Annotated in this window: 12 protein-coding genes; all 12 read left to right on the top strand. The window is 30.2% G+C overall.

The features are described from left to right. Positions 1-1014: a rod shape-determining protein gene (gene mreB, locus HNP65_RS01145; RefSeq protein ID WP_126992334.1), complete on the top strand. Its 1014-nt coding sequence runs from the start codon at positions 1-3 to the stop codon at positions 1012-1014. Continuing rightward, a complete protein-coding gene (locus tag HNP65_RS01140; protein WP_184618557.1) occupies positions 1011-1646 on the top strand; it encodes a hypothetical protein in 636 nt (211 codons plus the stop codon). Before mreB ends, HNP65_RS01140 begins: the two co-directional genes overlap by 4 nt. Continuing rightward, positions 1639-2232 (top strand): GGDEF domain-containing protein, encoded by a 594-nt coding sequence (locus tag HNP65_RS01135; RefSeq protein WP_126992336.1) that lies wholly within the window; start codon positions 1639-1641, stop codon positions 2230-2232. Before HNP65_RS01140 ends, HNP65_RS01135 begins: the two co-directional genes overlap by 8 nt. Positions 2233-2243: 11 nt before the next feature. Then, positions 2244-3491, top strand: a complete 1248-nt coding sequence (murA, locus tag HNP65_RS01130; protein ID WP_184618556.1) for a UDP-N-acetylglucosamine 1-carboxyvinyltransferase — start codon at positions 2244-2246, stop codon at positions 3489-3491. Positions 3492-3502: 11 nt separating this feature from the next. Next, a complete protein-coding gene (locus HNP65_RS01125; RefSeq protein WP_184618555.1) occupies positions 3503-5287 on the top strand; it encodes a polysaccharide biosynthesis protein in 1785 nt (594 codons plus the stop codon). Continuing rightward, the gene (locus tag HNP65_RS01120) at positions 5284-5793 is read left to right on the top strand and encodes a hypothetical protein (RefSeq protein ID WP_184618554.1); all 510 of its coding nucleotides are present in this window, start codon (positions 5284-5286) and stop codon (positions 5791-5793) included. The genes HNP65_RS01125 and HNP65_RS01120 overlap by 4 nt, the downstream gene beginning before the upstream one ends. Positions 5794-5802: 9 nt before the next feature. Next, the gene (locus HNP65_RS01115; protein ID WP_246348152.1) at positions 5803-6093 is read left to right on the top strand and encodes a LiaF transmembrane domain-containing protein; all 291 of its coding nucleotides are present in this window, start codon (positions 5803-5805) and stop codon (positions 6091-6093) included. A gap of 49 nt (positions 6094-6142) precedes the next feature. Further along, positions 6143-8200, top strand: a complete 2058-nt coding sequence (fusA, locus tag HNP65_RS01110) for an elongation factor G (RefSeq protein WP_184618553.1) — start codon at positions 6143-6145, stop codon at positions 8198-8200. Positions 8201-8313: 113 nt separating this feature from the next. Further along, positions 8314-9261 carry a hypothetical protein gene (locus HNP65_RS01105; protein WP_184618552.1) on the top strand — a complete coding sequence of 316 codons (948 nt, stop codon included), beginning with the start codon at positions 8314-8316 and terminating at the stop codon, positions 9259-9261. Beyond that, complete coding sequence (gene fliK, locus HNP65_RS01100) at positions 9258-11519, top strand: flagellar hook-length control protein FliK (protein ID WP_184618551.1); 2262 nt, start codon at positions 9258-9260, stop codon at positions 11517-11519. The genes HNP65_RS01105 and fliK overlap by 4 nt, the downstream gene beginning before the upstream one ends. After that, positions 11494-12162, top strand: coding sequence for a flagellar hook assembly protein FlgD (locus HNP65_RS01095; protein ID WP_184618550.1), 669 nt, complete (start codon positions 11494-11496; stop codon positions 12160-12162). The genes fliK and HNP65_RS01095 overlap by 26 nt, the downstream gene beginning before the upstream one ends. Before the next feature lie 5 nt (positions 12163-12167). Next, on the top strand, positions 12168-14282 hold the full coding sequence (locus HNP65_RS01090; RefSeq protein ID WP_184618549.1) for a flagellar hook-basal body complex protein: 2115 nt from the start codon (positions 12168-12170) through the stop codon (positions 14280-14282). Positions 14283-14284 lie beyond the last annotated feature (2 nt).

Genomic DNA, 14284 nt, shown 5'->3' with positions numbered 1-14284 from the left:
ATGTTTAAAAGATACGACATGGGGATTGATTTGGGTACTGCAAATACATTAGTTTATGTCAAAAATAAAGGTATAGTTGTTAATGAACCATCTGTTGTTGCTATAAATGTAGAAACAGATGAGGTTTTAAAAGTTGGGAATGAAGCGAAAAATATGATAGGTAAAACGCCTGCTTATATAAAGGCAATTAGACCTTTAAAGGACGGAGTAATTGCAGATTACAACGTTGCACTTGCAATGCTTTCCTACTTTATTAATAGGGCACAAAACGGATTTTCTTTGTTTAGGCCATTAGTTGTTGTAGGTGTTCCAGTTGGAATAACTGAAGTAGAAAGTAGGGCAATACTTGAAGCAGGAAATGAAGCTGGTGCAAAAAGGGTTTTTTTAATAGAGGAACCTATGGCAACAGCAATTGGAGCAAATTTAAATGTAGAGGAACCAACTGGAAATATGGTTGTTGATATTGGAGGAGGTACAACTGAAATTGCAGTAATTTCACTTGGGAGCTTGGTTACTTGGACTTCTATTAGAGTTGCAGGAGATGAATTAGATGATGCTATTATTCAATATGTTCGTGAAGTGTATAGGGTGGTTATAGGTGAAAGAACTGCTGAAAGAGTTAAGATAGAAATAGGCAATGTTTTCCCTGACAAGGAATATGATGAACTTGAAACATCAGTAACAGGAATAGATTTATCAAGTGGTCTTCCAAAGAAATTGGTGTTAAAGGGAGGAGAAATTAGAGAAGCTTTGAAACCTATAGTAATGCAAATAATAGATTCAACTAAAGCAACACTTGAAAAAACTCCTCCAGAATTGGTTGCAGATATAACTGAACGTGGAATAGTTGTTGCAGGTGGAGGTTCGCTTTTGAGAGGAATAACAACTTTAATTGAAAAAGAAACAGGAATAAATGCAATCGTTGCAGATGAGCCAATGACATGTGTAGCACGTGGAGCAGGTATGGTCCTTGATAAAGTTTCAATTCTTTCGAGATTGAGGAGGAATGAATGAATAAGGTAGAAGTAATTTTGGTGTCGTTGCTAATTACGTTGTTTTTATTCTCCATAAATTTTATTTTGGATGGTAAAGTAGTTGAAATTACGGGGGAATATTTTAGTGTTTTTTCTAAACCTTTTTTTTCATTAAAGATGAGACTTGTGAATACTTTTGAAAGTAAAAATGAATGTAAAGTAATTATATTTAATGAAACGAAGAATGAGCTTTTACCTTTATCTTACACAGAAAAGGGAATATATTTCTATAGAATAGAATCTCCTGGAGTAATATTGACAGATGATAAAAAAATATTAGGAATAGCAAAAAAAACAGGAAAGTTTATTTTTGTAAAAAAATGGTGGTATGATAGTGTTGAAGTAACAGTTGTTACTGATAATTTTGAAGTAGAAGGATTTTTGAAAGAAGGAAAGCTTGAAGTTTTTGATAATGTTCAAATAAATAATGCAAAAATATTTTTATCAAAAAATACACCTTACGGTTTGGCACTTATTAAGATGGGAATTTATCTTGCTGAAATAAAGGATGGAGTATTAAAGTTGAATTTACCAGATATAAAAACAAAGAGGATTTATTTTATTGTAAATGATTATATTAAGAATAATTTGGGAGGAGATAGGGATGAGTGAATACGAAAAAATGACAAGAGAAGAGTTGATAGCAAAAATTAAAGAACTTGAAGATGAAGTTTTGTTTTTAAAATCGAGACAAAATGAACTTGAAGGACTTTTAAATGAATATTCAGAGATAGTGAAAAAGCAATTTGAAGCTTTTGACGATTTTATTAAGGATCTTGGAACGAAAAGAATGGTTGATCCACTTACTCGTGTATATTCAAAAGAACACATTTTAAAATTGATAAGCTATTATCATCAAAAAGCATTTGAAGAGAATTTTGAATATGCGATAGTGATGATCAAACTTTTAGATATTAATAGTAAAGAGGACTTTGAAAAAGAACAGATTATAATTACATTAGGTAAAGTTCTTAGAGAAGCAGTAAGAGTGCCACTTGATAGCATAGGAAGATATTCTTATGACTCTTTCTTGGTACTTTTAACAGAGATTACAAAAGAAAATGCTGAAACCGTAAAAAATAGGATAGAACACCTTATTGAATTGAAAATTCCAGATGTAAAATTTGAAATTAAAATGGCAGTTTATCCACATGATTCAACAAGTTTAGAAGAATTATTAAATATAGTAAAAGCATAAAGGATGATAAAATGGGATATTTTAAGGTAAAAAATTCAATATTAAATGGAAATGTAAGAATTTCTGGTGCAAAAAATTCTGCATTACCTATTTTAGCGGCTACTATATTGAGTTCAGAAAAATTAGAAATTGAAAATGTTCCAGATCTTTTAGATGTTCAGACAATGATAGAAATATTGAGAAAAATTGGAAAAGAAGTAATATTTGAAAATAATAAAGTTACTTTAAATGGAACAGTAGAAAATCATGTTGTTCCATATGATTTAGTTAGAAAAATGAGAGCTTCTTTTAATGTCGCAGGCCCGCTTGCTGTTATTCTTGGTGAAAGCAAAGTTTCACTTCCAGGAGGCTGTGCTATAGGAGTCAGACCAGTTGATTATCATATAATGGGATTTAAAAAATTGGGTTTTGAAGTTGAGATAGCCCATGGAGAAGTATACATAAAAAGGGGAAAAAAGGAAAAAGAAGTAATTATTAATCTTCCATTTCCAAGTGTTGGTGCAACGGAGCATTTAATGACAACTGCAGCTTTAATGGAAGGAATTACTGTTATAGAAAATGCTGCTATGGAGCCAGAGATAGTTGATCTTCAAAATTTTTTAAATTCTTTAGGCGCAAAAATTCAAGGAGCGGGAAGTAGAAAAATAGTAATTAAAGGGGTTAATTCATTAATTGGTGGAAGATACAAAGTGATGCCAGATAGAATTGAGGCAGGAACGTATGCTATTGCAATAGCTGCAACTGGGGGAAAGGGTTATATAGAGGAAATAATCCCAGAACATTTGGAAATATTATGGGAAGTTCTTAAAGAAACAGGTACGAATGTAATCATTGAAAAAAACAGAGTTTTTGTAGATGGAGAAGGTAAAAAGAGTGGGATAAATATAAATATTCAACCTTATCCTGGTTTTCCTACCGATCTTCAACCACAAATCTTAGTTTATCTTTCATTGGCTGATGGTGTTAGCATGGTTGTGGAAAATGTTTTTAAAAATAGATTTCACCATATTGATGAACTTGTTAGAATGGGAGCAGACATAAGAGTTGTTGATGGTACAGCTATTGTCAATGGAGTAAAAAAATTAAGTGGAACCAAAGTTGAAGGAACAGATTTGAGGGCAACTGCTGCTTTAATAATTGCTGGTCTTGTTGCCGAAGGTACCACTGAGGTTCATAATGATTTTCATGTTTTAAGAGGTTATGAAAATATTGTTGAAAAAATTAGATATTTAAATGGAGAAATTGAACATATAGTTTGAGGTGATTTTCTTTGAAAAGAAAGTTGTTATTATTTGTATTAGATGTTTTTGCAACCGTTATTGCTGGTATAGCAGCTTTGTTTATAAGGTTTGGATTTGATTTTGTTGAAATGGATAAGTATAATGAGTCTATCTATTTCTACGTTATTATAGCTGCAGTTGTTTATGTTTTAAATGGAAATTACAAGATAGTTTGGAGATATGCTAATCAAAAAGATTTTTTGGTTATTTTTAGAGGAACACTTTTTGCTTATCTACTAACAGTTATGTTTTTTCACTTTCATAGATCAATTGTTTTGCCTAGGTCTGTTGGCATAATTACTTTTCTTGGCTCATTTATGTTTATATTAACAGGAAGACTTCTGTACCAATTTTTTGTGCAAACTTCCAAAAATCACACAAGAAAATTTTTGATAGCAGGAACTGAAAATATGGCGGTTTCTTTGGCAGAAGATATTGAAAAAAACAAAGTAGGTGAAGTAGTAGCTTTTGTAGATGATGACAAATCTAAAATTGGAAGAACTATTATGGGTAAGAAAGTCTATGGTCCAATTTCTAAAATTGATGAACTTTCAAAGGTTATAGACTTTGATGAATTAATAATAGCAATTCCTGGAATCACTAGTAATAAGGTAAATCAAATAATAGATTTAGTTGATTTGAGTAAAGTAAAAGTAAAAATTATTCCTTCTTTTGAGGAAATCCTTAGTGAAAAAGTAAAGATAGATGATATAAGGAATATTTCACTTGAAGATATTATTGGAAGAAAACCTATTGATGTAAATTTGCAAGAAATTGGTAAATATTTAAAAGATAAAGTTGTTTTAGTTACAGGGGCAGGCGGAAGTATAGGGAGTGAGCTTTGTAGACAAATTGTCATTCAAAAACCTAAGAGGTTGATATTACTAGGTAGAGGAGAAAATAGTATATATGAAATCTCTGAAGAATTGAATGAGAAATACGCAGATGTTGGAATTTTTAGAGCAATTGGTGACGTAGAAAACAGAGAATGGATGGAAAAAATTTTCGAAAAGTTCAAACCAGATATAGTTTTTCATGCAGCAGCTCATAAGCATGTACCTTTGATGGAAGAAAATCCTTATGAAGCAATAAGAGTAAATGTCTTTGGTACAATAAATTTGGCAGATATATCGTGTAAGTTTAATGTAGAAAAATTTGTTTTTATTTCAACTGACAAAGCAGTTAATCCAACGTCATTTATGGGATTGAGTAAAAGAATAGCTGAACTTTATATATTATCTAAGAAATGTTCTACAAGGTTTTCAATTGTAAGATTTGGTAATGTTATAGGAAGCCGTGGCAGTGTACTTTGGAAATTTAAAAAACAAATCGAGCAGGGAAAGCCAGTAACTATAACACATCCTGATATGAGGCGTTATTTTATGAGTATTCCAGAAGCAGTTTCACTAGTTTTGGAATCAACAATTTTAAATGGTAATCTTTTTGTTTTAGATATGGGAGAGCAAATTCCAATTGAGGAGATTGCTAGAAAACTTGGAAAGATCTTAGGGAGGGACAATATAGAAATTGTTTATACGGGAATTCGCAAAGGTGAAAAATTGTACGAAGAATTATTTTATCCATATGAAACGGCAAATAGAACCAAACATCCAAAAATTTTTAGTGTGAGATATGATAAACCTTTTAATGAAGAAGAAATAAAGAAAATTTCTCTTGAAATTTTAGAAAATTTGAAGAGTTTTAATTTTGAAAAAGCGTGCAAATATGCAAGAAAATTGGTTCCAGAATTTAAATTTAGAGGAGGAATAGAATGAGATTTATTGATAGTTTTACGGTAAAATATGTAAGAAAGAATAAGAAGGATTATTTAACAAAAATCGTGAAAAATCTTTCTGAATATCATGAAAATGGTCTAAAATGTGAGATTAAATCTAATCAAAATTTTGGTAGAATAAAGTTAGAATTATATGAAACTTCAAAAGATGGTGAATTGGTCTTATTTAAGGGTTTATTTTTTTCAAATATTGATGATTTTGAATTTTCTGAAGTAAGGGTATTTTCAGAAAAGCTTTCATTGAATAATAGTCTTGTTTCTGATGTGATTGTGTCTGAGGTTTCTGACAACGTTATAAAAGGCCTTATTTATGACAATAACGTTGTTTATGTAATTTTGGACGAAAACCAAACTAAAGAAATGACTAATAATGAAATTTCATACTTGGTTTTAAAGTACTTAATTGAGGATATTTTCGAAGAAGAATTTAGAAAAGATGATTATGAATTAGAAATTGAAGCTGAGCTTACAGACTTTTTCATGTGAGGTGTGTTTATGTTAATGGGTTTCATTTTATTGGGGTTGGGGATTTTAATATTATTTTCGGTATTTTTTTCCTTTTCATATTCTTTTATTTTTCTAATTGGTTTTCTGATAATTGGATTTGGAATTTACAAATTAATAAGAAGTTTTCCAAAAGGTATCGCTGCCATAATTGTTGGAAGTATTATTGTTGCTAGTGCATTTGGAAAAATTCATTTTGATGTTTTGGAGTTTATAGTAATTTTAATTAGTTCTGGATTGATAGAAGTGGGGCTAGATTTGATTGTAAAGAAAAGAGGTTGAAGCTGTGATATAATAATTTTTGCAATAAATATAAACTGGAGGTGGGCGAATGGGTGCTGTTGATAAAAAAAGAACTATTTCTTTGATAGGTCATAATGGATCAGGAAAAAGTGTGTTATTGTCTAGTATGCTTTTTAATGCAGGAGTACTTGATAAAATAGGAAATAAAGATATTGATTATGATCCAATCGAGGGTGAAAAAGGTTCAAGTATATCCTCACATATTGCCTCTTTTAATTATGAGGGTACTCAATATACGGTTATAGATACTCCAGGTTTTAGTGATTTTGTTGGAGAAGTAATTAATGCGATCTTTGTTACGGAAAATATTGTATCAGTTGTTAATGCTACAGCTGGTGTTGAAATTCAAACTGAGAGGACTTGGGCGCTTGCAGAAGAAATGAAAAAACCAATTGCTGTTTTTATAAATCAAATGGATAAAGAAAGAGCAAATTTTGAAGAATCACTTGAAAGTTTAAAAGAAAGATTTGAGAAAAATTTTGTTCCAATTTTTTATCCTATTGGGGCCGAAGATAATTTTAAAGGAATTGTTGATATTTTTTCTTCAAAAGCTTTTGTCTATGAAAATGGTAAAGCAAAAGAAGTTGAGGTTCCAGCAGAATTAAAAGACAAAATTGAAGAATTGAAATCTTCAATGATTGAAGATATAGTTTCTCTTGATGAAGAATTGATGGAAAGGTATTTTAATGATGAAGAAATATCAGCTGAAGAATTATTAAAAACTTTAAAAAAGGGATATAAAACTGGGGAGATAGTACCTGTATTTTGTGGTTCAGCTGAAAAAAATATTGCTGTAGATCAATTTCTTAAAGTAATGACTATTTTAGGAGTAAATCCATCTGAGGGTAATTCCTACAAAGCTGTTTTAGAAACTGGCGATGAAGTTGAAGTAGCTCCAGTTGAGGATGAACCAATTGTTGCTTATACTTTTAAAGCAATTGTTGATCAATTTGTTGGAAAATTGAGCTTTTTAAAAATAATCAGTGGAAAATTAACTTCTGGGGATACACTTATAAATGTGAATAAGGGAACAAGTGAAAAAATTGGACATTTATATTTCCCTGTTCTTAAGAATACCAACGAAGTTTCAGAGGCTTCATGTGGAGATATTATAGTTATTCCTAAATTGAAAGAAAGTTCAGTTGGAGATACAATGACCCATAAAGATAGAAAACTTAAGATAGTACCACCAGAATTCCCAGAACCAATGATTTCAAAGAGTATAAATCCAAAATCCAAATCTGATATTGATAAGATCAGTAACGGTCTTGCAAGACTTGCTGATTCTGATCCAACATTTAGTTGGGAATTTGATCCTGAAACTTCTGAAACAGTTATTTCTGGAATTGGAAATATTCATTTGGATGTAATGGTTGAAAAGCTTAAAAATATTTTTGGTGTTGATGTTGAAGTTGGTAAGCCAAAAATTGCTTATAGAGAAACAATAATGGGAAAGGCTATTGGAGAGCATAAACACAAAAAACAAACAGGTGGACATGGACAATATGGACATGTTAAGATAGAAATTGAGCCACTTGAAAGAGGAAAAGGATTTGAATTTGTTGATAAGATAGTAGGAGGAGTAATTCCAAAGAACTTTATACCTTCAGTGGAAAAAGGTATAAGAGAAGCGATGAAGAAAGGATCTCTTGCAGCATATCCAGTTGTTGATATTAGAGTTACATTGTTTGATGGTTCATATCATGAAGTTGATTCTTCAGATATTTCTTTCCAAATAGCTGCAATTCAAGCATTTAGAAAAGCGTTTGAGCAGGCAAAACCTGTATTATTGGAGCCAGTTATGGAAGTATCCGTATTTGTTCCAGATGAGAATGCTGGTGATGTAATGGGAGAAATTAGCTCAAGAAGGGGAAGACCTCATGGAATGGAGCCAGCAGGGAAAGGCATTACAAAGATCACCGCAGAAGTTCCACTTGCTGAAATGTTAGACTTTTCTGGAAGATTGTCTTCAATCACAAGCGGTAGAGGATACTTTACAATGAAGTTTTCAAAATACGATATAGTTCCACCAAATGTGCAAGAAAAAATTATTCAAGAAAGAAAACGTGAATTAGAACAAGAATAAAATTTTTATATGTAAGTAAAAATGAGGCGCAACTATGCGCCTCATTTTTTTAAGGAAAAGTGTTTGATTCTATAGAAAAATACTATGGACAAAGTATAACTTGGAGGGTTGATATGGAAAAAAAAGGAAAATTTTTAAAATTTTTAATTGCGTTTACTATAGCTGTTTTGTTTTTTTCTAATTTAATATTTATTTCCTATTTTAGGTTTCAGCTAAATCAAGTTTATGGAATTGATGAGGGAATTTTTTCTAATTTTAAAAGTTATTCAGCTTATTTATTGTCAAAAATACCATTGGTAAATAAATACGTTAAATATGAACCTTTAAGTATAAATGAGCCAAAAAAATATTTTGAAGAAGTTTTGGAAAGCTACAAGAAAAATATTGAGGAATTGATAAAGCAATCCGAAGAAAAATTAAAAGAGGCAGAAAAATTAAAGCAAGAAAATGAATTATTATATAAAACATTAAAGTCAATAGAAGATGAATGGAAAGAAAGAAAAATTAAAGAAGAAATTTCGAAAGTTGAAGTGATTAAGAAAGTTGAAAATTTAGATAGTTTAGTTGAAATATTTAAAAATGGTGATTCAAAAGAACTTTTGCCTTTAATGAATAGCGAGAAAGTTGATGTGAAAACTTTAGCTGTTGTATTTCAAAAACTTTCACCTGATTTAAGAAGTGAAATGGTACAATCTTTAGCTTCGGTAAATCCGACAAAAGCTGCGTCGGTGGTTAATACAATATACAATGTTGAAGAAATTTTAAATGAAGTTAATAGTAAAATAAAGGAATTAGAAGATTTTTACGCAAAATTGTATGAAAGAGAAAGCCAATTAATATCACTTGAAGGTTTCAATAAAGCTATAAAAAGTTATATTTTAAGTTTAACAGAAGAAGAAATAAAAGCTTTTATAAGTCAATATCAAGAATCTCCAAAGATAGTAGCCTATTTATTATCTAATTTAGAACCTGGCAAATCAAGGAATATACTTAAATGGTTGAAAGAAAATAATGAAAAATTATTTATTGAGATAATAAAACTTGGTGGTGGGATCGAATGAACTTTTTGATGCAAATTGTTAATATAAAGAAAGATTCTAATTTAAAGTTAGCAAGTGGTCAAAAAATAACAGATAATCAAAACTTTAAAGGCTTTGAGCAAGCGCTACTTGAAACAAAAAGGAAAGTAATGGCTAATTTTCTTTCTAAAAGAGTATTTGAAATATCTAGTAACATTAAAAAAGAATTAATAACTCCTGCTATGGAGTTAAAGAAAGCTATAGAAAGTTTGTCATTGACAAAGAATAAGCAAAATGGAGTTGGGCAATTAAATAAGTTAGGTGGAAAAAATGCAATTATTAAGAATGATACTAACAAAGTTATAGAAAAAAATACAAACGTACTGGATGCAGAGAAAAGAATAGTTGTTGAAAATAGTAAAATTCTATCATTGAAAAAATTAGAAGAAAATTCTAAACTAAGTGATAAAGAATTCAAAACCAAAATAAGTAAAAAAGATCAAGATTTTATTTTAAAAGAAATTAAAAGTATTAGCAAAAAGGTTATTGTTGATGAAAGTAAAAATAATTTATCAGTTGAAACAAATTTAGATTCAAGTATTGAAAATATCGATATAAAGAAAAGTAGTAATAAAAAAGAAATAAAAATAATTTCTAATTCTAAAGATAATAAAGTTAAAACTAAAATTGTTCCAAAAAAAGATGTGGTAAAAAAGCTAATAGTCAATGAAAGAAAATTAATAAAGGACGATAGATTAAAAAAAGAAATTTTGGAAGTTGAAATGACTAAAAAAGTCAAAAATTTAATTCAAAAAGATACCAAAGACAAGGTAGTTGTTGAAGATAAAGATTTAAACAAAATTCAATTGGAAGATAAGTTTAAGTCAAAAATTCAATTTATTGAAGATTTAGAGCGAAAAATGAAGAGTGAGTTAGGTGTAGAAAATGGAACTTCTTTAAAAGAAAAGAAAGCTGAAAATGATACTCAAAATTTTTATTTGAAAAAAAGTGATAAAAAAATTCATAATCTAGCAAGTAAAAAAATAATTAAAGATGTCTTGAAGGAAGAAAAAATAATTAGCAAGAATTTTGTGCATAGAGTTTTAAATATACCAGATAACAGTAAAAAAGCTGTTGTTATTAATGAAAAAGAAATAAATCTAAAAAAAGGTGAAAAACTAATAATTCTAATAGAACCCAGTAAGTTGTTAAATTTAGAGAGTAAAAGAAGTAAATATGAATATAAAAAAGTTTTGAGAAATAATTTACCTTCAAGAAAAATTACATGGAATAATAAATTAGAGAAAATTCCTTTAGTTTTAAAAACTAATTTAAAAGATTTTGTAAAAGGTAGCAATGAGTTAAAAGATAATTTTAAAGGTTTAAATGAAAAAGATAATATAAAGTTAAAAATTTCAAGCAAAAAGTTTTTGATATTGGATAATAAGGTTAATGTTGATAGTGTTTTTTCAAATGATAGAACCATAAAAGCTATTGTTTTACAACCGATGATAGTCAATATGTTTGACACTCAAGAAAATTTTGAAAGTATTAGAAAATTGGATAATCTGATGTTGAAAAAAGAAAACAGTGAGCATTTAAAAATTGATTTAAAGTCTATAAAGAAAAATGTGGAAACTTTAAATGGATTAATTAGGAAAATGGAAAGTGTTTTGAAGAATAATAAAAGTGAGATAAGTGTAAGGTTTGTTGTTGAAAGAGAAAATAAAATTTCAAAATTGAAAAGTGAATTTAATGATATTAAGCCAAAAGTGTCTAATAATATAAAAGAATTTTATGCCAAAAAAAGTTACCAATCTCTTTCACATATTGATGAAAATATTGTAAGGCCTGGTGATATACAAACTGAGAAGTTAGATTTAAATCAGAAGGTGGAAATTGAAACTCAAAATAGAAATATAGAGAATATTTATAAAAAAGTTGTTGAAATGATCAACTTTAAAGGGGAAATAATTAAAGAAAAAGCGGTTATAAATTTAGAACACCCTGCTTTTGGAAAGATGGAGATAAATTTGGAAAAAATAAAAGATGAAGTAGTTGTAAAGTTTGTATTTGATAATAGTGATTCAAAGGAAGTTATAGAAAAGGGATTGATTAATTTAAGAGAAAGGTTATTAAATGTAGGTTTGGAGGTAAAAGAATTTAATTTAGAAGTTAAAGAAGAGCAAGAATGGTATGAGGATGAAAATCAGCAATCTAATGAAGATCAACAACAAGAGCAAAAGCGAAGACAAAAAAGGTGGGTGAAACAGGATGATGAATTGGGTTTCGATGGATAATATATACAATTTAAGTACAAATTCAAAAAAACAAGAAATAAAAAAGGAATTAGACAAAGAAGCGTTTTTGGAACTTTTAGTAACTCAATTAAAAAATCAAGATCCATTAGAACCATTAAAAGATAGGGAATTTATTGCTCAGATGACACAATTATCCACATTAGAACAGATTACTAATATGAGTGAGTCTGTACAGAAGTTTGTTGAAAGTTCTGCTTCGTTGTACAGAGCTCAAGCTTCTTCCATGGTTGGAAAGTATGCAGTTGTAAAATCAAATGTGTTAGAGTTATCAAGCGGGACAACATCGACTCAAGTTTTCAAATTAGAGTCTCCATCGCATGTTATTTTGAAAATTTATGATGAAAGTGGAAAATTGGTTCGTCAAGAAGATTTAGGTAATTTGAGTGAAGGAATGCAGACCTTTCTTTGGGATGGTAGAAACGATGATGGTGTGATGCTTCCTGATGGGAAATACACCTTCAATCTTTATTCAGTACAACCTGACGGGAATTTAGAAGAAATCTCAGCTATGGATGGAGGAAAAGTGGAAGCAGTACAATTTAGGGATAACGATGTTTATGTTCTAGTAAATGGGAATTTGTATCCTATAAGTTCAATAATAGAAATTTCGCAAGAGGGGTGAAATAGATGATTAGGTCAATTTATAGTGGTGTTACAGGATTGCAAGGATTTCAACAAGCAATTGATGTTGTTGGAAATAACATTGCAAACGTTAGTACAATTGGCTTTAAAGCTTCTAGGGTTACTTATGCAACAACCTTTTCCCAAGTATTAGAATTGTCTAAAAGAGCTACAGAATTAACAGGAGGTACAAATCCAAAGCAGATAGGTTATGGTGTTAAGGTAGCATCTATTGATAAAATCATGTCACAAGGAAGTTTTCAAAATACTGGAAAGAAAACTGATTTAGCAATTCAAGGAGATGGCTTTTTCATTTTAAAAGATGGTTCAGGAAAGACATATTATACAAGGGCTGGTAATTTTGATTTGGATGTAAATGGTACATTAGTACAAGCATCTTCAGGGCTTAAATTACAAGGATGGGTTGCAGAACCGGATCCAGAATCTGGAAAGAGATTTGTTGATACTAATAAGCCAATTTCAGATATTCAAATTTCTGCAGGTCTTTCAATGGCTGCTAAAAAAACATCTTATATGACTGTTGCTAATAATCTTGATGCAAGAGTTGGGCCTAGTAAAACAGTTATGACACTTTCTGGTTATGGAGGAAATTCTGTAGATGTAAAAATACTTTTTGACCGTGAAAGTGGAGCATTGCAAGAACCATTCTCAGATTACCAGATCTATAGAGCAAAGGTTTATAGTGGAAGTGATGATTCTGTTGATGGAGAAATTTATATTAAATTTGATAAATTTGGAAATGTAGTTCAATCTGGTGCGATAAAGCAATCACTTTCTGCAACAGCAACGGCTGATGGAAGCTTAACTTTAAACAATATTCAACAAGATGATGGGAATTATACGTTTATTATTAAAGATGTAAACGGAAATATTTTGGACGTTCAAACTTCGAGTGTTTCAAGCGGTAATGCAACAATTTCATCTGAAAAAATAGTTAATGGTGGAAATTATATCGTAGAAATAGCAAACGATGTTGTTGACTTACAAACTCCTGGGTATGTATTATCAACCGAAACTCCAACTAGTGTTGCAGCTAACCAGATAGACTTTACGTATAATGGAACAACTACTACTTCACCTGTAAAAGTATTTGTAAGGGATGGAGATGGAAATGTAGTAGGAGAGTATAGCTTAGATAATATAACAAATGGAAGTTCATATAGTTTATCAGGAGTATTTAATGCAAGTGGAGCATATACAGTAGAAGTGGTAAGAGAAGATACTGTTAATAGTGTAGTAGTACCTGGTAGTGGTGAACCTAGATTTTATGAGGCAGATAATCCAACAAATTTTGCAGTTTCTGAGTTTAATTCTCCATTTTACACTACTTCGGTGCAAGTTTATGATACATTAGGAAATGCCTATACCTTGTATATAGATTTTGTAAAACTTTCAGCAAATTACTATGATGGTACAGACACTTTCAAAAATGCTTGGGCCTTTAGAGTGAGAAACGCAAGTGGAGAAAATATTAAATATCTTTCTAATTATGAAACAGGCCAAGAAATTACTAGTGGGACGGCTGGTGTTGTAACGTTTGATGAAAGCGGAAGATTTACTGGAATTTATGCTTTCGATCCTTCTACCGGTAAGGTAAATAGAGGTGAATCAATAGATGCTATAAAATTTGATGCTGGTGAAAATGGAGATGGAGAAGTAAAGATAAAGTTAAATTTGACTGGAATAACTCAATTTGCAGCAACTTCTGATGCTTATGTTACAGAACAAAATGGTAATGCTCAAGGAACTTTAGAATCTTTCTCAATAGCTGAAAATGGAGATATAATTGGAACATTTAGTAATGGACTTACCGATAAATTGGGAAAAGTAGCACTTGCTATATTTAATAATCCAGCAGGTTTGTTGGAAGCAGGAAATTCACTATATACAGAAAGTGCAAATAGTGGAGGAGCTATAATTAGGCAACCAGGTTTTGGGGGATCAGGGTCTCTAATATCAGGTGCACTAGAGATGTCGAATGTAGATTTATCAGAAGAATTTACAAAATTAATTATTGCGCAGAGAGGTTTTCAGGCTAATGCTAGGGTTGTAACAACTGCTGACCAAATTCTTCAAGAAGTTGTTAATTTGAGACGATAATA

This window comes from Thermosipho japonicus, from assembly GCF_014201655.1.
In the GTDB taxonomy this organism is placed as follows: domain Bacteria; phylum Thermotogota; class Thermotogae; order Thermotogales; family Fervidobacteriaceae; genus Thermosipho; species Thermosipho japonicus.
Note: the sequence above shows the minus strand (reverse complement) of the source record. Positions and strands in the feature narration are given on the sequence as shown.

Coding starts and splice junctions, on each gene's coding strand:
- mreB (WP_126992334.1), top strand. CDS start 1: ATGTTTAAAAGATACGACATGGGGATTGATTTGGGTACTGCAAATACA.
- HNP65_RS01140 (WP_184618557.1), top strand. CDS start 1,011: ATGAATAAGGTAGAAGTAATTTTGGTGTCGTTGCTAATTACGTTGTTT.
- HNP65_RS01135 (WP_126992336.1), top strand. CDS start 1,639: ATGAGTGAATACGAAAAAATGACAAGAGAAGAGTTGATAGCAAAAATT.
- murA (WP_184618556.1), top strand. CDS start 2,244: ATGGGATATTTTAAGGTAAAAAATTCAATATTAAATGGAAATGTAAGA.
- HNP65_RS01120 (WP_184618554.1), top strand. CDS start 5,284: ATGAGATTTATTGATAGTTTTACGGTAAAATATGTAAGAAAGAATAAG.
- HNP65_RS01115 (WP_246348152.1), top strand. CDS start 5,803: ATGTTAATGGGTTTCATTTTATTGGGGTTGGGGATTTTAATATTATTT.
- fusA (WP_184618553.1), top strand. CDS start 6,143: ATGGGTGCTGTTGATAAAAAAAGAACTATTTCTTTGATAGGTCATAAT.
- HNP65_RS01105 (WP_184618552.1), top strand. CDS start 8,314: ATGGAAAAAAAAGGAAAATTTTTAAAATTTTTAATTGCGTTTACTATA.
- fliK (WP_184618551.1), top strand. CDS start 9,258: ATGAACTTTTTGATGCAAATTGTTAATATAAAGAAAGATTCTAATTTA.
- HNP65_RS01095 (WP_184618550.1), top strand. CDS start 11,494: ATGATGAATTGGGTTTCGATGGATAATATATACAATTTAAGTACAAAT.
- HNP65_RS01090 (WP_184618549.1), top strand. CDS start 12,168: ATGATTAGGTCAATTTATAGTGGTGTTACAGGATTGCAAGGATTTCAA.